Origin of the sequence: Pseudomonas bharatica (assembly GCF_048586865.1) — a bacterium.
In the GTDB taxonomy this organism is placed as follows: domain Bacteria; phylum Pseudomonadota; class Gammaproteobacteria; order Pseudomonadales; family Pseudomonadaceae; genus Aquipseudomonas; species Aquipseudomonas bharatica.
Window position 1 is genome coordinate 1 of the sequence record NZ_JBMAWR010000018.1, and the last position, 17261, is coordinate 17261.

Below are 17261 nucleotides of genomic sequence, written 5' to 3' on the forward strand. Positions count from 1 at the left end.
TTCGCGCAGACCCCGGAAGCATCTGCAAGGTTTGATGGCCCTATCGCTGGCAGTTTCGGCACCCCACGGGATCGGGCGGTGCACGCCATACCTGTGGGAGCCGGCGTTGCCGGCGATGAGGCCCGAAAGGATAAAACAAAACGCCCGGCACTGAGCCGGGCGTTTTGTTTGCTGCCGCCTGTGATCAGGTCTGGCTGGTCGGCGTGGCCGGTGCCGATGGCGCCGGAGCGCTGCTGGCGGCCGCTGCGGCGCTGGCTGCTGGAGCCGCGCTGGCAGCCGGAGCCGCAGGCTTGGCAGCAGCAGGCTTCGGCGCCGCGGCTTTCTTCACAGCGGGCTTCTTCGCCGCAGCCGGCTTGGCTGCCGGTTTGGCCGCTGCGGGTTTCGCTGCTGGCTTGGCCGCAGGCTTGGCAGCCGGTTTTGCAGCAGCGGTTTTCGCCGCCGCCGGTTTGGCTGCCGGCTTGGCCACCGCAGGTTTCGCCGCAGCTGCCTTGGCTGCAGGTTTGGCCGCCGCAGTTTTCGCCGCAGGCTTGGCCGCTGCCTTGGGTGCAGCCTTGGCCAGCGGCTTCGCAGCAGTCGCCTTGGCCGCCGCAGGCTTGGCCGCGGAAACCGGCGTCACCGATTTACCGGTCAGCTTCTCGATCTGCTTGGTCAGCGTATCGACCTTGCTGTGCAGTGCCTTGACCTCGTTGCGGCTCGGTACGCCGAGACGCGAGATGGCACTGTTCAGGCGCTTGTCGAACGCTTCCTCCAGTTCACTCCACTTGCCCAGCGCGCGGTCCTTCACATCACCGACACGGGAGGTCGCCGACTTTGCGGTCTCCTTGGCCGTGTCGACGCTGCTCTTGGCCTGCTTCTCGGCTTTCTCGCCATCCTTGACCAGATCGTCGAAGAGCTTGGTGCCGTCCTTGTCGATCTTCGAATAAATACCCAGGCCCGCCAGCCAGATCTTGCGGGAGTACTTCTCGATTCCCCCGATCCAGGAGCTGCCTTCTTTCTCAGTAGTCTTCTTGCCAGCCATCCCGCTCTCCTTATTGTTTGCCCGCGACACGTTCGAGCAATGCCGTCAGCTCATCGAGCTTGGCGGAAAGTGTCTCCACGTCATGTTTAGACGGAATGCCGATGCGATTCAAGGCGCTGGCGACCCGCGCGTCGAAAGCCTTTTCGATTTTGTCGAGCTGAACTTCGACTTTGCCCTTGACGCTGCGCAGCTCCTGCCGGGCCGAATCGATCTCGCCGTTGGCCGCGTCGAGCTCGCGATCGATGCGTTTCTTGCCGCGTTTTTCCACGGCTTCGCCGGCCTTGATCAGGTCCTTCACGTAATCGGCACTCTCCTGGCCGACCCGGGTATAGGCGCCCAGGCCCGCCAGCCAGATCTTGCGCGCATAGCCGCGCACTTCACCCAGGCTGCCCTGGACATCGTCTTTTTTCTTCAGGATCACTTTGGCCATGTTCTGCACCTCGCACTCATTGAAAGGAATGGAAGAACTACCCACGGATCGGGGATTGCAGAGCACGTTACGGAGAAAAATTAGAATCGACACCCTAAAGACCGGGACGCATTGCACGCCCCGGTCGCAGGATTCAGGCCAGCGCCTTGTCCAGCGCCCGCTCGATCTCGGCCTTGATGGTGCTGCCCATGATCGACAGCATCATGCCCAGCTTGAGTTCCACACGGATGCTGTCGTCGCCGATCTCCACGCTGCCATTGGCACCGCTGCGCTTGACCTCTACCCGGTCACCCTTCCATTGGGCCTTCAGGTCGTACTCGCGGGAGAGCTTCTCGACCAGGGCTTCGGCCTTCTGACGGGCGGCGTCGCGGCCGAGGCTGTGTTTACGTTCAACGCTGATCTGGGTCATTCATGAGGTCCTGGCTGCAAGGGCATACTGGCGCATTATGCCCCCGCCTCCAGCCGCGACAACCCCGCCAAGACAAATGCAGCCACACGCCCTAGAATGGCGAGTAATTTTTCCCGGTGAAGCGATATGAACGACCAGCGCAAAGGCGATAACGCCGAACCCACCACTCATTTCGGTTACCAGAGCGTCCCTGAAAGCCAGAAAGCCGACAAGGTCGCCGAGGTATTTCATTCGGTAGCCGCCAAATACGACCTGATGAACGACGTGCTTTCCGGCGGCATGCACCGCCTGTGGAAACGCTTCGCCATCGAGCTGTCCGGTGTGCGCAGCGGCAACCGGGTCCTGGACATCGCCGGCGGTACCGGTGACCTGACCCGCAAGTTCTCCCACCTGGTCGGCCCTACCGGCCAGGTCGTGCTGGCCGATATCAACGCCTCGATGCTCAAGGTCGGCCGTGACCGCCTGCTCGACCTGGGCGTGGCCGGCAACGTCGAGTTCGTCCAGGCCGATGCGGAAAAACTGCCGTTCCCCGACAACCACTTCGACTGCGTGACCATCGCCTTCGGCCTGCGCAACGTGACGCACAAGGACGACGCCCTGCGCTCCATGCTGCGTGTACTCAAGCCCGGCGGTCGCCTGCTGGTGCTGGAGTTCTCCAAGCCGACCAGCAAGCTGATGTCCAAGGTCTACGACGCCTACTCCTTCGCCTTCATGCCGCTGGCCGGCAAGCTGATCACCAACGATTCGGAAAGCTACCGCTACCTGGCCGAGTCGATCCGCATGCACCCCGACCAGGAAACCCTCAAGGCCATGATGGTCGACGCCGGCTTCGACCGCGTCACCTACCACAACATGACCAACGGCATCGTCGCCCTGCATCGCGGTATCAAGCCCTGATGCTGGTCGCCGGCCTTCTCGCCAGCGTCGAACACGGCATCAACCGTGTCCTGCGCCTGGACAGCACCGCGCTGCCGCGCCTGGCCCCCCTCGATGGCAAGGTGATTGCCATCGACTGCCGCCAGCCGGCCCTGCAACTGTTCATCCTGCCCAGCGACGAAGGCCTGCTCCTGGCCAGCCAGTGGGCCAATGCCCCCGACTGCACCCTGCGCGCCCCGGCCAGCAGCCTGGTGCAACTGGCCCTGAGCCAGGACAAGACCGCCGTATTGCACAGCCCGCAGGTCGAACTGGACGGCGACAGCACCGTATTGCTCGACCTGGTCGGCGTACTCCAGGACCTGGAGCTGGACTGGGAGTACGAAGTCTCCCGCTGGCTCGGCCCGGTCGCCACCCAATTGCTCGGCAGCCACCTGCGCAGCCGCGCGCGCTGGACCCGCAGCAGCCTGTCGAGCCTGGGCCGCACCGCCTCGGAGTACCTGGCCGAGGAATCGCGCACCCTGGTCGGCCAGCGCGAAGCCGAAGCCCGCTTCGCCGAACTCGATACCCTCAAGCTCGACATTGAACGCCTCGAGGCGCGCATCGAGCGCCTTGCCCGATCCCTTGAATCCAGCGATAACGCATGAAGCTGCTCGCCGTACGCCGTCTGTTGCGCATCCAGCGCGTCGTCATCCGCTACCGTCTCGATGACCTGCTGTTCGACCTGCCCCTGCCCTGGTGGCTGGCCTCGCTACGCCTGCTGATGCCGTGGCGCTGGCTGCCGCGCCGCACGTCCGCGCTGAGCCGTGGTGCGCGCCTGCGCCTGGCCCTGCAGGACCTCGGCCCGATCTTCATCAAGTTCGGCCAGTTGCTTTCCACTCGCCGCGACCTTTTGCCGGCGGACATCGCCGACGAACTGATGCTGCTGCAGGACCGCGTCCCGCCCTTTGACCCGCAAAAAGCCGTGGCGCTGATCGAGGAGCAACTGGGCGCCAAGGTCAGCGAAGTCTTCTCGCGCTTCGACGTCGAGCCGCTGGCCTCGGCTTCGGTGGCCCAGGTCCACGCCGCGCGCCTGAAGAGCGGCGAAGAAGTGGTGGTCAAGGTGGTGCGTCCCGGCCTCAAGCCGGTGATCGCCCAGGACCTGGCCTGGCTGTTCCTGATCGCCCGCGGTGCTGAGCGGGTATCGGCCGACGCGCGCCTGCTGCACCCGGTGGACGTGGTCAGCGACTACGAAAAGACCATCTACGACGAACTCGACCTGCTCCGCGAGGCGGCCAATGCCAGCCAGTTGCGGCGCAATTTCGAGGGCTCGGACATGATGTACGTGCCCCAGGTCTATTGGGACTGGTGCCGGCCTAAAGTGCTGGTGATGGAGCGCATCTACGGCATCCAGGTTACCGACCTGGAAAGCCTGGCCGACCAGCGCACCGACATGAAGATGCTTGCCGAGCGCGGCGTGGAGATCTTCTTCACCCAGGTGTTCCGCGACAGCTTCTTCCACGCCGACATGCACCCCGGCAACATCTTCGTCAGCACGGTGAAGCCGTGGAGCCCGCAGTACATCGCCATCGACTGCGGCATCGTCGGCAGCCTGACCCCGGAAGACCAGGACTACCTGGCCCGCAACCTGTTCGCGTTCTTCAAGCGCGACTACCGCCGCGTCGCGCAGTTGCACATCGATTCCGGCTGGGTGCCGGCGCAGACCAAGCTCAACGAATTCGAAGCGGCGATCCGCACCGTGTGCGAGCCGATCTTCGAGAAGCCGCTCAAGGATATTTCCTTCGGCCAGGTGCTGATGCGCCTGTTCCAGACGGCGCGGCGCTTCAACATGGAGGTGCAGCCGCAACTGGTGCTGCTGCAGAAGACCCTGCTGAACATCGAAGGCCTGGGCCGCCAGCTCTACCCGGACCTGGACCTGTGGACCACCGCCCAGCCGTTCCTGGAACGCTGGATGCGCGAGCGGGTGAGCCCGAAGACCCTGCTGCAGAACCTGCACAGCCAGGTCGAGCAGGTGCCGCACCTGGCCAACATGACCCGCGACCTGCTCGAACGCATGTCGCAGCCGCACCTCAACGACCCGCCCGCCCCGTGGAAGCAGCAGGACCACTGGGCCCTGCGCCTGGTCGGGGCGGCCCTGCTCGCAGGCGGCGCAGTCGTCGCCAGCACGGCCGGGAACCTGGTCGCCACCAGCGTCTGGCCGGCCTGGCTGATGCTCGCCGCAGGGCTCTACCTGGTGGTGCGCCGATAGCCACGACGGCTCGCGGCTGGCACACTAGCCGCCGGCATCGGCGCGGGGCCGTGGCCTGACTTGGGAGTCGAACATGAAAGACTGGCTGGACGAGATCAAGTGGGACAGCAACGGCCTGGTACCGGCCATCGCCCAGGACCACAAGACCGGGCGCGTATTGATGATGGCCTGGATGAACCGCGAATCCCTGGCCCTGACCGCCGCCGAGCAGCGCGCCATCTACTGGTCGCGCTCGCGTGGCAAACTGTGGCGCAAGGGCGAGGAGTCCGGCCACATGCAGAAGCTGCATGAACTGCGCCTGGACTGCGACGCCGACGTGATCATCCTGATGGTCGAGCAACTGGGCCACATCGCCTGCCACACCGGGCGCGAAAGCTGCTTCTACCGCGTCTTCGAAGACGGCCAGTGGAAAATCGTCGATCCGGTCCTGAAGGACCCGGACGCCATCTACAACGCAGGACACTGAACATGAGCGACACCCTGAGCCGCCTGGCCGAAGTACTGGAAGCGCGCAAGGGCGCGGCCCCCGACAGCTCCTACGTGGCCAGCCTGTACCACAAGGGCCTGAACAAGATCCTGGAGAAGGTCGGCGAGGAATCGGTGGAAACCATCATCGCCGCCAAGGACGCCGCCGTCAGCGGCGACTGCAGCGATGTGATCTATGAGACTGCCGACCTGTGGTTCCATAGCCTGGTCATGCTCAGTGCCCTGGGCCAGCACCCGCAGGCCGTGCTGGCCGAGCTGGAACGCCGCTTCGGCCTGTCCGGCCATGACGAAAAAGCCGCTCGCCAGCCATCGGCTTGACTGACATTCATTCGAGGAGAGCACCATGGGTATTTTTGACTGGAAACACTGGATCGTCCTGCTGGTCGTGGTCGTGCTGGTCTTCGGCACCAAGAAGCTCAAGAACTTCGGCAGCGACCTGGGCGAGTCCATCAAGGGCTTCCGCAAGGCCATGAACGAAGACGACAAGCCGGCCGATCCGAACGTGCAGGCCGCGCAACCCTCCCAGCCGGTACAACCGCAGGGCACCCCGCTGAACCAGCCGCAGACCATCGACGGCCAGGCGCAGAAGGTCCAGGAACCTGCAAGGAAAGAGTGATCCCATGTTCGGCATCAGCTTCAGCGAGTTGCTGCTCGTCGGCCTGGTCGCCCTGGTGGTGCTCGGCCCCGAGCGCCTGCCCGGCGCGGCGCGTACCGCCGGCCTGTGGATCGGGCGCCTCAAGCGCAGCTTCAATTCCATCAAGCAGGAAGTGGAGCGCGAGATCGGCGCCGACGAGATCCGTCGGCAGTTGCACAACGAGCACATCCTCTCGATGGAGCAGGAAGCCCGGCGCATTCTCAATCCGCAGAGCGTGACACCGGATCCGGCCGCCACGCCGGGCAGCCAGCCGGCCCCGGTGGCTGAAGCCGCGCCCGTGCAACCCGTGACGCCTGCGCCTGAACCGGCCACCGTCACCCCGCCGTCCACCGAACCGACCCAACCGCCGCGAGCCCCATGAGCGAGATTCCGGAACACGACCAGCCCATGCCGCTGGTGTCTCACCTCACCGAACTGCGGACCCGCCTGCTGCGCTGCGTGGCGGCGGTCTTCCTGATCTTCGCCGGGCTGTTCTCCTTCGCCCAGCAGATCTACACCCTGGTCTCGGCGCCGCTGCGCGCGCACCTGCCGGCCAACGCGACGATGATCGCCACCGACGTCGCCTCGCCGTTCCTCACGCCGTTCAAGCTGACCATGATCGTTTCGCTGTTCCTGGCGATCCCGTTCATCCTGTTCCAGATCTGGGGGTTCATCGCGCCGGGGTTGTACCGCCATGAAAAGCGCGTGGCGATCCCGCTGCTGGTTTCCAGCATCCTGCTGTTCTACGCCGGCATGGCCTTCGCCTACTTCCTGGTGTTCCCGCTGATCTTCGGCTTCTTCGCCAGCGCCACCCCTGAAGGCGTGTCGATGATGACCGACATCGCCAGCTACCTCGACTTCGTCATGACCCTGTTCTTCGCCTTCGGCGTGGCCTTCGAGATTCCGGTGGCGGTGGTGCTGCTGGTCTGGATCGGCGTGGTCGATGTGCAGTACCTGCGCAAGATCCGCCCGTACGTGATCATCGGCTGCTTCGTGGTCGGCATGATCCTGACCCCCCCGGACATCTTCTCGCAGACCTTGCTGGCCGTGCCGATGTGGATGCTGTTCGAGATCGGCGTGCTGTTCGGCGGCCTGGTGCGCAAGCGCCGCCAGGAAGAAGAAGCCAGCGACGATACCCCGGACGACCAGCCGCCAGCGACGCAGCCGTGAACCTGCTGCTGCTCGAGGAGGCCGATTTCATTGCGGCCGACCGCGCGGTCCTGAGCGACCGCCGTTTCATCCATATGCAGGAGATCCATCGCGTCGCGGTGGGCGACAGCCTGCGCGTCGGCCGGATCGGCGGGCTGATGGGCCAGGCGCGGGTCGAGCGCCTGGAAGGCCATGAAGCGGAACTGTCCCTGAGCTTCGACCAGGTGCCACCGGCCAAGCTGCCGCTGACCCTGGTCCTGGCGCTGCCGCGCCCGAAGATGCTGCGCCGGGTATTCCAGACCATCGCCACCATGGGCGTGGCGAAACTGGTGCTGGTCAACAGCTACCGGGTGGAAAAGAGCTTCTGGCAGACGCCCTTCCTCGAACCCGAAACCATCCGCGAAAACCTCATCCTCGGCCTGGAGCAGGCCCGCGACACGGTGCTGCCCGAGGTCGTGATCGAGAAGCGCTTCAAGCCTTTCGTCGAGGACCGCCTGCCGGCCATCACAGCCGGCACCCTGGGCCTGGTCGGTCATCCCGGCAACCATCCGCCCTGCCCGCGCGGGGTCGAGGCGCCGGTAACCCTGGCCATCGGCCCGGAAGGCGGCTGGATTCCCTACGAGGTCGACCTGCTGGGCAAGGCCGGGCTGGCCCCGGTGCAACTGGGCGAACGCATCCTGCGCGTGGAAACTGCGGTCACCGCCCTGCTGGCGCGCCTGTTCTAACAGCGTTCATACGACTAACGGCTACCTCTTCGGCCCCCGTTTGGGCGCTTTTGCCTCCTTCAGTTTTGCCATCCCGGGCCGATTCAGACGAACAAGCAAAATAAATCTGCCTCGCCTGACAGAACCGGAGTTACCGCATGTACCGTTGGATGGCCCAGCACCTGGGGAACGTGAGCGTCAATCGCAAATTGGGGATCGGCTTCAGCATCGTTCTGCTGCTGACCCTCGCCATTACCTTCACCGGTTGGCAGGGCCTGAGTGGCGTGATCGGCCGGGGCGACAAGCTCGGCGAGATTTCCGAGGTGTACCAGGGCACCCAGGCCCTGCGGATTGCCAGGCAGACCTACGAACACAACCGTGACGCGGCTTCCACCGCCCAGGTGGAAAAGGCCCTGGCGACGCTCGGCGCGACCCTGGAGCGGGTGAGCAAGGGCGTCAAGGAGCCCGAGGACAGCCAGCGCCTGGCCCAGCAAAGCCAGGCATTGCGCGGCTACGAGAGTGCCTTCGCCGACCTCAAGCGCGCCGCCGATGCCCGCGAAGCCGCCCGCGCCATTCTCGGCAGCAGCGCCGACAAGGCCGCCGCGCTGCTCGACCAGGTGCAGCAGGGCCTGCTGCAGAACGGCGACATCGTCATCTTCAACAACGCCGTGGAAACCGCGAAGCTGCTGCAGCAGGCGCGCTTCCAGGTGCGTGGCTACACCTACAGCGGCAAGGAAGAATTCCAGGCCACCGCGCTGACCGCTATCGACGAGGCCCTGGCGCTGATAAAAGCGCTGCCCGGCAAGGTACCTGCGGACCATCAGGCCAATTTGGGCACGGCTGCCGAGGCGCTGGGCGCCTACCGGGGCGCTGTGGTCCAGATCGGCAACGCCCAGCAGGCCAGCGACAAATCCCTGGCAGAAATGGGCAAGCTGGGCAATCGCCTGCTCGACCTGAGCATGGAACTGACCCAATCCCAGACCCGGATCCGCGACGACGAGACGCAGCACGCCAAGTCCATGCTCGGCCTGGCCACGCTGCTGGCCCTGGCCTTCGGTATCCTCGCCTCCTGGGCCATCACCCGGCAGATCGTCGTGCCGCTACGGCAAACCCTGAGCGCCGTGGACCGTATCGCCAGCGGCGACCTCAGCCATGACCTCACCGACCAGCGCCGCGACGAGCTGGGCCAGTTGCAGCGCAGCATGCAACGCATGACCCTGAACCTGCGCGAGCTGATCGGCGGCATCGGCGACGGCGTCACCCAGATCGCCAGCGCTGCCGAAGAACTGTCGGCGGTCACCGAGCAGACCAGTGCCGGGGTCAACAACCAGAAGGTCGAGACCGACCAGGTCGCCACCGCCATGAACGAAATGGCGGCCACCGTGCATGAAGTCGCGCGCAATGCCGAAGAGGCTTCCGAGGCGGCGAAGATGGCCGACAACCAGGCCCGCGAGGGCGACCGCGTGGTGGCCGAGGCCATCGCCCAGATCGAGCGCCTGGCCAAGGAAGTGGACAACTCCAGCGCCGCGATGAATGACCTGAAGACGGAAAGCGCGAAAATCGGCAGCGTACTGGACGTGATCAAGTCGGTGGCCGAGCAGACCAACCTGCTGGCCCTCAATGCCGCCATCGAAGCGGCCCGGGCCGGCGAGGCCGGACGCGGCTTCGCCGTGGTCGCCGATGAAGTGCGCAGCCTGGCGCAGCGCACCCAGCAGTCCACCGAGGAAATCGAGGAACTGATCGCCGGCTTGCAGAACGGCACCCAGCAGGTAGCGACGGTGATGGACAACAGCCGCAGCCTGACCGACAGCAGTGTGCAACTGACCCGCAGCGCCGGGGTTTCGCTGGAGACCATCACCAGGACGGTGTCGTCGATCCAGGCGATGAACCAGCAGATTGCGGCGGCGGCAGAGCAGCAGAGTGCGGTGGCGGAAGAGATCAACCGCAGCGTGATGAACGTGCGGGATGTATCGGATCAGACGGCGGCGGCGAGCGAGGAAACGGCGGCATCCAGCGTGGAGCTGGCGCGGTTGGGGACGCATTTGCAGTCGCTGGTATCGCGGTTCCGCCTGTAATTCCAGGCCGGACACCTGACCTGTGGGAGCGGGTTCACCCGCTCCCACAGGGTCCGCGTCGCTTTTACAGGACCTGGCGCAGGAAAGCCTGGGCCCGCAGGTCCTTCGGCGCAGTAAAGAACTGCTCCGGAGGCGAATCCTCCAGCAGCTTGCCGTGATCGAAGAACAGCACACGGTCTGCCACTTCCCGGGCAAAGCCCATTTCATGGGTCACGCAGACCATGGTCATGCCTTCCTGGGCCAGGGTCTTCATCACGTCCAGTACCTCACCGACCATTTCCGGGTCGAGCGCCGAGGTCGGCTCGTCGAACAGCATGACCTTAGGGTCCATCGCCAGCGCCCGGGCGATCGCCACCCGCTGCTGCTGGCCGCCCGAGAGCCGCGACGGGTATTCGTTGGCCTTCTGTCCGATCCCCACCTTCTCCAGCAAGGCTTTCGCCTTGGCTTCGCGCTCGGCCTTGCCGCGCTTGCGCACGACCTTCTGCGCCAGGCACAGGTTCTCCAGCACGGTCATGTGCGGGAACAGGTTGAAGTGCTGGAACACCATGCCGACTTCACGGCGATAGGCATTGATATCGGTCTTCGGGTCGGCCAGTTGCAGCCCGTCGATGGCGACGCTGCCGGCGTCGAAGGACTCCAGGCCGTTAAGGCAGCGCAGGAAGGTCGATTTACCCGAGCCCGACGGGCCGAGCACCACCAGCACTTCGCCACGGGCGACCTGGGTGGTGACGTTATCCACGGCGCGTACAACCATGCCGCGCGTATCGAAGACTTTGGTCAGATCACGGACTTCAATCACTTTGCGCAAGCCTCCGCTCGAGCCGGCTGGCGAAGTGCGACAGCGGCAGGTTGATCAGCAGGTACAGCCCGGCGACGCAGAACCAGATCTCGAAGGTGGAGAACGAGGTAGTGATCGCTTCGCGGCCGCTCTTGGTCAGTTCGGTGATGGCGATCACCGAGACCAGCGAGGTGTCCTTGACCAGGCTGATGAATTGCCCGGCCAGCGGCGGCAGCACGCGCTTGAACGCCTGCGGCAGGATCACGTGGCGCATCGACTGCGAAGCGTTCAGGCCCAGTGAACGTGCCGCCTCGCCCTGCCCCTTGGCGATGGACTGCACGCCGGCCCGGACGATCTCGGCCACATAGGCGCCGGTGAACAGCGCCAGCGCCGCCACCCCGGCGAACTCCCGGGACAGGTTGAGCACGGTGCCGATGAAGAAGTAGAAGATGAAGATCTGCACCAGCAGCGGCGTACCGCGAACCAGCTCGACATAGACGGTGGACAGGTCGCGCAGGGTCGGATTGCTCGACAGCCGGCACAGCCCGGCGAACAGGCCGATCACCAGGCCGGCGATGCCTGACGCCACGGAGATCCAGACGGTGGTCCACAGCCCCCAGGCCAGCGGGCCGGCGGCCCAATGGTGGGTCAGGCCGATCAGGTCGCCTTCGGCCACATCATCGCCCTGGGACAGCTGCACGCTGGCCTGGTCGACTTCCAGCACCTGGTCGTTGCCGTCTTCGTCACGCAGGGTCACCACGGCGCTGTCGCCCTTGCGCACGATCTCCTGCACCGTGCCGTAGCCGGCAGCGCGATGGGCTTCTTCGGCCTGGTAGGCGAAGTACTGCGGTACACGGTTCCAGCGCCACTCGTAGGAAATCATCGAGGTAGCGAAATACAGACTCAGCGCCAGTCCGACCAGGACCAGCGCGGTCAGCCCGTGCCAGGGCCACTGGGCTTTCTTGTGTTTGATCACGTTGAGGGTTCCGTAAATGCGAACGCGCAGGACAAGCCTGCGCGTCGGGTTTCAAGCCTGGGCGTGGAGCCTGGGCCTTATTCCATGTCCTTCAGCCATTCGGTCTTCTTGAACCACTTGTCGTGGATCCGGTCGTAGGTGCCGTCGTGCTTGATCTGGTGCAGGAAGTTGTCGATGAAGTTGAGGCTGTCGTAGTCGCCCTTCTTCAGGCCGAAGGCCAGCGGCTCGTAGGTGAACGGCTCGTCCAGGTAGACCAGCTTGCCGTTGCCGACCTTGGTCAGGGCGACGACGTTGTAAGGCGCATCGTAGACGAACGCGTCGGCCTTGCCGTTGACCACGTCCAGCACGCCTTCCTGCTCGTTGTCGTAGCCGTGGTACTGGGCCTTGCCGATCAGTTTCTTGGCGATCATCTCGCCGGTGGTGCCCAGCTTGGAGGTCAGGCGGTATTCGGCGCTGTTCAGGTCCTTGTACGACTTGATCTTGCCTTCCAGTTCCTTGCGGATCAGCAGGGTCTGGCCGACGACGATGAAGGGCTCGCTGAAGTTCAGCTTGAGGTTGCGCTCCTGGGTCAGGGTCATGCCGCTGCCGATCATGTCGAACTTGTTGGTCATCAGGGCCGGGATGATGCCGTCGTAGGCAGTGGACACCAGCTCCAGCTTGACGCCCATGGACTTGGCCATGGCCTTGAGGATGTCCACTTCGAAGCCGATGATCTCGCCACGCTTGTTGGTCATCTCGAAGGGCATGTAGGTCGGGTCCATGCCGACGCGCAGGGTGCCGCGCTTGACCGCGTCATCGATCGCACCGGCGTGTGCCGAGCCCACCGCCAAGGTGGCCGCGACGCCGGCCAGCAGCATCGACAGATACTTTTTGAACATCACCACTTCCCCCAAAACAGGAAACCGCTCGAATTTTATTGTGCGCGCGAAAAGTCCTACAGACGACGCGCCATAGTCGGGGTGGGATGCTAACGCATGAGCGGCACGGGACCTAGCGTCCGTGAAGACTTTGTTACTCATTGATACCAGAAAACGCGAACGGGGCGACGAATGTCGCCCCGTTGCGGGTCAGGCGTTGGCCAGGGCCGGCTGCGGCGCCGGCTCGGGATGCAGCGGCAGCAGCGGCGAGTGCGGATCGCTGGCGATCGACTTGCGCCATGGGTCCAGCCAGGCCGCGTTCTGCTCGGCCCAGACCTGCTCGTGCAGGCGGGCCAGGGCCACCGGATCGCTGAGCAGGGCCAGGCGGGTATTGCCGTCCAGCCCGGACGGGCCGACCTGCAGGGCCTTGGCGATACGCTCGGCGCGCAGCGCCTCGATCGGTTCGACGGTGCGATGACGGGCAGTCGCCAGGGCACAGGCCAGGGCGTTCTGCTTCGGATCGACCACGGCGCGGACGAAACCGTCCTTCAGTGCATGCCAGCGGTTCTCATGGGTGTACTGGTCGGTCGCCAGCAGTTCCTGGGGCGTCGAGTACTCCTCGGGAATCAGGAACAGCTTCTCGTCCTTGGCGCGCAGCCCCAGGTTGACCCGGCTGGAGATCACCGAGACCGGGATCGACAGGGTCAGCGAACCGACGATAGGCACCAGCCACCACAGGAAGCTCGGGTTCAGCCAGGCCACCAGCAGGGCCCAGGCCACACCCAGCAAGGTCTGCGGGCCATGCCTGCGCACCGCTTCGCTCCACGGCGTGGAGTCGTCGTCACGCTGCGGCGAGTTCCAGGTCGCGGCCCAGCCGAGGAAGGCGGCGAGCACGAAACGGGTGTGGAAGATCATCCGCACCGGCGCCAGCAGCATGGAGAACAGCATTTCCAGGAGCATCGACAGGGTGACCTTGATGCGCCCGCCGAACTCGGTCGCGCCCTTGGCCCAGATCAGGATGACGCTGAGCAGCTTGGGCAGGAACAGCAGCACGATGGTGGTGGAGAACAGCGCGATGGCCTTCTCCGGATGCCATTGCGGCCACAGCGGGTACAACTGGCGTGGTTCGAGGAAGTACTGCGGCTCCATCAGGGTGTTGGTCGCCAGCAGTGCCGTCGACAGCACCAGGAAGAAGAACCACAGCGGCGCCGACAGGTAGGACATCACCCCGGTCAGGAACACCGCGCGGTGCACCGGGTGCATGCCCTTGACCAGGAACAGGCGGAAGTTCATCAGGTTGCCGTGGCACCAGCGACGGTCACGCTTGAGCTCGTCGAGCAGGTTCGGCGGCAGTTCTTCGTAGCTGCCCGGCAGGTCGTAGGCGATCCACACGCCCCAACCGGCACGGCGCATCAGCGCGGCTTCGACGAAGTCGTGGGAGAGGATCGCACCGGCAAAGGCGCCCTTGCCCGGCAACGGCGCCAGGGCGCAGTGCTCGATGAAGGGCTTCATGCGGATGATCGCGTTGTGCCCCCAATAGTGCGACTCGCCCAGTTGCCAGAAGTGCAGGCCGGCGGTGAACAGCGGGCCGTACACGCGGGTAGCGAACTGCTGCATGCGCGCATACAGGGTGTCCATGCCCGACGCCTTCGGCGCGGTCTGGATGATCCCGGCGTCCGGGTTGGCCTCCATCAGGCGCACCAGGCTGGTCAAGCATTCGCCGCTCATCACGCTGTCCGCGTCGAGTACCACCATGTAGCGGTAGTCGCTGCCCCAGCGACGGCAGAAGTCGTCGAGGTTGCCGCTCTTGCGCTTCACGCGGCGACGCCGGCGGCGGTAGAAGATCCGCCCGAAACCGTTGGTTTCGCGGCAGACATCCAGCCACGCCTGTTGCTCGGCCACGGCGATGTCGGTGTCGTTGGTGTCGCTGAGGACGAAGAAGTCGAAACGGTCCAGGTCACCGGTGGCGGCGACGGACTCGAAGGTGGCGCGCAGGCCGGCGAACACCCGTGGTACGTCTTCGTTGCAGATCGGCATGACCAGCGCGGTGCGCGCGCCCTTCTCGATCGGCTCGTTGCCGGCGCTGCTTCCGGAAATGCGGTACTTGTCGCGCCCGGTGAGCAGTTCGAGGAAGCCCATCAGCGCGGTCCAGAAACCGGCCGAGACCCAGCAGAACAGGATGCCGAAGAGGATCAGGATGCTGGTCTGCAGGGCATACGGCCAGACCTGCGTTGCAGTCTGCAACAGCGGCTGGTGCATGACCTCTTCGAGATCGACGAAGGACCAGCCCTGGTACGGCAGGATGCCTTTCATGTACCAGCCGGCGACCAGCGTCTGGCCGATCATCAGCGCCAGCAGGATATAGCGGCGCATGGAGCCGACCCAGCGCCAGCGCGCCGCCGGCAGCTCGCGTTTTTCCGGGGCCGGGGCGTTGGTGCGCCCGGTCAGCCGGCGCCAGCCGCGCACGAGGATGTTGGTCCGCCACGGCTCGGGCACCACCCGGGTGCGCCGGATCGGCGGGGTCGCCTTGAGGCAGACCCGGCCGTTGGCGTCGAGGCCGAGCATCTCGACCTCCTCCATATCGGTAGCCGTGAGCAGGTTCAGCCGGCTGCCTACCGAACCCTGGGTGGGTTCGGCATTGGCAGGGGCCGGGTGCGCCGACAGGCGCTGGTGCAACTCGCTGAACGAGTTGCAGCTGGCGAGTTCCGCCCGCTGCTCGTCGCTCAGTGGAAGGTGGGCCAGATACTCGACGAGTGGTTCCGGCCGTGCTGAAGAGTTACTCATCGGCAGGCAACTGATAGCTCCAGGTCTCGGTCAGCACCTGTTCGGTGGTGGCCGGGGCCTCGGTGGTGGGCGCCGCTTCGGCGGCAGGCTGCTCGGCAGGTTGCTCGGCCTTGGCGGTTTTCGCCGCAGCCTTGTCATGCTTGGCAGGTTTTTCCTGTTTCTTCGGCTCTTCCTGCTTTTCAGGCTTGGCCGGCTCGACCGGTACATCACGAACCAGGGCGGCGCGCATTTCCACGGCCTTGCCCGGATCCTTGACCTTCATCCGCAGGGTCAGGCGCCAGCCCTTGATTTCAGGGTTGTAGCGCAGGTTGTTTTCCACCAGCTCGGCGTTGTCGTCGAGACTGACCTGGCTGCGCACCGCGGTGTCTTCCGGGAGCTTGGCGAGGGCGGGGCCTTCGAAATCGACCAGGAAGGCCACGCTGCCGTCAGGCTGACGAATCAGGTTGGATTGCTTGACGTCGCCGGTGGAACGCATGGTCTGCTTGACCCAGCCAAGGTCGGGCGAGTGGAACTCCGACTCGTCCATGGTCCAGTGCAGGCGGTATTCGTATTCGATCGGGGTACCCGGCTCCGGCAGTTTTTCCGGGCTCCAGAAGGCCACGATGTTGTCGTTGGTTTCGTCGGCCGTCGGGATCTCGACCAGGTCGACGGTGCCCTTGCCCCAGTCGCCCTTCGGCTCGATCCAGGTGCTTGGACGCTTCTGGTAGTTGTCATCCAGGTCTTCGAAGAAGCTGAAAGCGCGATTGCGCTGCAGCAAACCGAAGCCACGCGGGTTTTCCACGCTGAAGTTGCTGACGGCCAGGTGTTTCGGGTTGTTCAGCGGACGCCACAGCCATTCGCCGTTGCCGGCATGGATCGACAGGCCTTCGGAGTCGTGCAGCGAAGGACGGTAGTTAGGGACGCGGGACGGCTGGTTGCTGCCGAACAGGTACATGCTGGTCAGCGGGGCGATGCCCAGGCGGCTGACGTGGTCACGCAGGAAGACTTTCGACTGCACATCGACGATGGTGTCGGAACCCGGACGCAGGATCAGCTTGTAGGCGCCGGTGGAGCGCGGCGAATCCAGCAGGGCGTAGATCACCAGGTGCTTGTCGTTGGGGTTCGGGCGCTCGACCCAGAACTCGGTGAAGCGCGGGAATTCTTCGCCGGACGGCAGCGCGGTGTCGATCGCCAGGCCGCGGGCCGAGAGGCCGTACACCTGGCCCTTGCCGACCACGCGGAAGTAGCTGGCGCCGAGCAGGGTCATGATCTCGTCCTGCTTGTCCGCCTTGTTGATCGGGTAGAGCACACGGAAACCGGCGTAGCCCAGCTTCTCGGTGGCCTTGGCATCGAACTGCAGGTCGCCGAAGTCGAAGCGGCTCGGGTCGTACTTGATTTCTTCGACGGTGGTGGCGGTGACTTCGTTGATTTTCACCGGTGTGTCGAAGTGCATGCCCTGGTGGTAGAAGGACAGCTCGAACGGCGTCTTCTCCCCGGCCCACTCGGCCTTGTCGGCGCGGAAACGGATCTTCTGGTAGTCAGCGAACTTCATGTCGCGGAACACGGCCGGCAGATTGCTTTTCGGTGCTTCGTACTTTTGTCCGGCCAGGTCCTTCGCCTTGGCCGCGACATCGTCAAGGTTGAACGCCCAGAGCTGGCCGGAGCCGAGCAGGCACATCAGTGCCGAACCCGCGATCAGGGCCTTGCGCAGCCGGCTGGCAGGCGTTCTTGGAGCATCAAAGGGACTTACAATCACGAGCAACCCTCGCCGAATACTGATCTAAAGAACCAACGGCCAGCGACACATGCCGGGTTGGCGAGCACTGTTCGGACTCCGAAAGGGCTCAATGATTCCCCAAAC

18 protein-coding genes and 1 pseudogene are annotated in these 17261 nt (G+C 64.8%); 11 read left to right on the forward strand and 8 right to left on the reverse strand.

Annotation, left to right across the window (positions count from 1 at the left end):
- Positions 1-184 precede the first annotated feature (184 nt).
- The 3 genes from ACKLLE_RS19095 to ACKLLE_RS19105 form a co-directional block, all read right to left on the reverse strand.
- The gene (locus tag ACKLLE_RS19095; RefSeq protein ID WP_420058761.1) at positions 185-1018 is read right to left on the reverse strand and encodes a phasin family protein; all 834 of its coding nucleotides are present in this window, start codon (positions 1016-1018) and stop codon (positions 185-187) included.
- Positions 1019-1028: 10 nt separating this feature from the next.
- A complete protein-coding gene (locus ACKLLE_RS19100; RefSeq protein WP_420058762.1) occupies positions 1029-1448 on the reverse strand; it encodes a phasin family protein in 420 nt (139 codons plus the stop codon).
- A 133-nt stretch (positions 1449-1581) separates the two neighbouring features.
- The gene (locus ACKLLE_RS19105; protein WP_064302605.1) at positions 1582-1857 is read right to left on the reverse strand and encodes a polyhydroxyalkanoic acid system family protein; all 276 of its coding nucleotides are present in this window, start codon (positions 1855-1857) and stop codon (positions 1582-1584) included.
- A gap of 126 nt (positions 1858-1983) precedes the next feature.
- On the opposite strand from ACKLLE_RS19105, the gene ubiE reads away from it, so the two are divergent.
- The 11 genes and pseudogenes from ubiE to ACKLLE_RS19160 all read left to right on the forward strand — a co-directional run bounded on the left by ubiE (position 1984) and on the right by ACKLLE_RS19160 (position 10026).
- Entirely contained in the window at positions 1984-2754 is a 771-nt protein-coding gene (gene ubiE, locus ACKLLE_RS19110) for a bifunctional demethylmenaquinone methyltransferase/2-methoxy-6-polyprenyl-1,4-benzoquinol methylase UbiE (RefSeq protein ID WP_420058763.1), read from the forward strand.
- Complete coding sequence (locus ACKLLE_RS19115) at positions 2754-3377, forward strand: ubiquinone biosynthesis accessory factor UbiJ (protein ID WP_064302607.1); 624 nt, start codon at positions 2754-2756, stop codon at positions 3375-3377. Before ubiE ends, ACKLLE_RS19115 begins: the two co-directional genes overlap by 1 nt.
- Positions 3374-4978, forward strand: coding sequence for a ubiquinone biosynthesis regulatory protein kinase UbiB (gene ubiB / locus ACKLLE_RS19120; protein WP_064302608.1), 1605 nt, complete (start codon positions 3374-3376; stop codon positions 4976-4978). The genes ACKLLE_RS19115 and ubiB overlap by 4 nt, the downstream gene beginning before the upstream one ends.
- A gap of 73 nt (positions 4979-5051) precedes the next feature.
- A complete protein-coding gene (gene hisI, locus ACKLLE_RS19125) occupies positions 5052-5444 on the forward strand; it encodes a phosphoribosyl-AMP cyclohydrolase (protein WP_420058764.1) in 393 nt (130 codons plus the stop codon).
- 2 nt (positions 5445-5446) lie between these two features.
- Positions 5447-5782, forward strand: a complete 336-nt coding sequence (locus ACKLLE_RS19130; RefSeq protein WP_009397764.1) for a phosphoribosyl-ATP diphosphatase — start codon at positions 5447-5449, stop codon at positions 5780-5782.
- Between the two features lie 25 nt (positions 5783-5807).
- Positions 5808-6080 carry a twin-arginine translocase TatA/TatE family subunit gene (locus ACKLLE_RS19135; protein ID WP_064302609.1) on the forward strand — a complete coding sequence of 91 codons (273 nt, stop codon included), beginning with the start codon at positions 5808-5810 and terminating at the stop codon, positions 6078-6080.
- Between the two features lie 4 nt (positions 6081-6084).
- Entirely contained in the window at positions 6085-6480 is a 396-nt protein-coding gene (gene tatB, locus ACKLLE_RS19140; RefSeq protein ID WP_420058765.1) for a Sec-independent protein translocase protein TatB, read from the forward strand.
- The gene (gene tatC / locus ACKLLE_RS19145; protein ID WP_009397754.1) at positions 6477-7268 is read left to right on the forward strand and encodes a twin-arginine translocase subunit TatC; all 792 of its coding nucleotides are present in this window, start codon (positions 6477-6479) and stop codon (positions 7266-7268) included. The genes tatB and tatC overlap by 4 nt, the downstream gene beginning before the upstream one ends.
- Positions 7265-7972 carry a 16S rRNA (uracil(1498)-N(3))-methyltransferase gene (locus tag ACKLLE_RS19150; RefSeq protein ID WP_420058766.1) on the forward strand — a complete coding sequence of 236 codons (708 nt, stop codon included), beginning with the start codon at positions 7265-7267 and terminating at the stop codon, positions 7970-7972. Before tatC ends, ACKLLE_RS19150 begins: the two co-directional genes overlap by 4 nt.
- Before the next feature lie 149 nt (positions 7973-8121).
- Positions 8122-9171, forward strand: a pseudogene (locus ACKLLE_RS19155) (methyl-accepting chemotaxis protein); the annotation flags it as partial.
- 141 nt (positions 9172-9312) lie between these two features.
- The gene (locus tag ACKLLE_RS19160) at positions 9313-10026 is read left to right on the forward strand and encodes a methyl-accepting chemotaxis protein (protein ID WP_420058822.1); all 714 of its coding nucleotides are present in this window, start codon (positions 9313-9315) and stop codon (positions 10024-10026) included.
- A 64-nt stretch (positions 10027-10090) separates the two neighbouring features.
- On the opposite strand, the gene ACKLLE_RS19165 is transcribed toward ACKLLE_RS19160, so the two are convergent.
- From ACKLLE_RS19165 to ACKLLE_RS19185, 5 genes are all read right to left on the reverse strand, one after another.
- Positions 10091-10825: an amino acid ABC transporter ATP-binding protein gene (locus tag ACKLLE_RS19165; protein WP_064302684.1), complete on the reverse strand. Its 735-nt coding sequence runs from the start codon at positions 10823-10825 to the stop codon at positions 10091-10093.
- The gene (locus ACKLLE_RS19170; protein WP_009397750.1) at positions 10818-11780 is read right to left on the reverse strand and encodes an amino acid ABC transporter permease; all 963 of its coding nucleotides are present in this window, start codon (positions 11778-11780) and stop codon (positions 10818-10820) included. The genes ACKLLE_RS19165 and ACKLLE_RS19170 overlap by 8 nt, the downstream gene beginning before the upstream one ends.
- 77 nt (positions 11781-11857) lie before the next feature.
- A complete protein-coding gene (locus ACKLLE_RS19175) occupies positions 11858-12658 on the reverse strand; it encodes a transporter substrate-binding domain-containing protein (RefSeq protein WP_064302614.1) in 801 nt (266 codons plus the stop codon).
- A 189-nt stretch (positions 12659-12847) separates the two neighbouring features.
- Positions 12848-15421: a glucans biosynthesis glucosyltransferase MdoH gene (gene mdoH / locus ACKLLE_RS19180; protein ID WP_009397748.1), complete on the reverse strand. Its 2574-nt coding sequence runs from the start codon at positions 15419-15421 to the stop codon at positions 12848-12850.
- A complete protein-coding gene (locus tag ACKLLE_RS19185; RefSeq protein ID WP_311985864.1) occupies positions 15414-17156 on the reverse strand; it encodes a glucan biosynthesis protein G in 1743 nt (580 codons plus the stop codon). The genes mdoH and ACKLLE_RS19185 overlap by 8 nt, the downstream gene beginning before the upstream one ends.
- Positions 17157-17261: the final 105 nt, after the last annotated feature.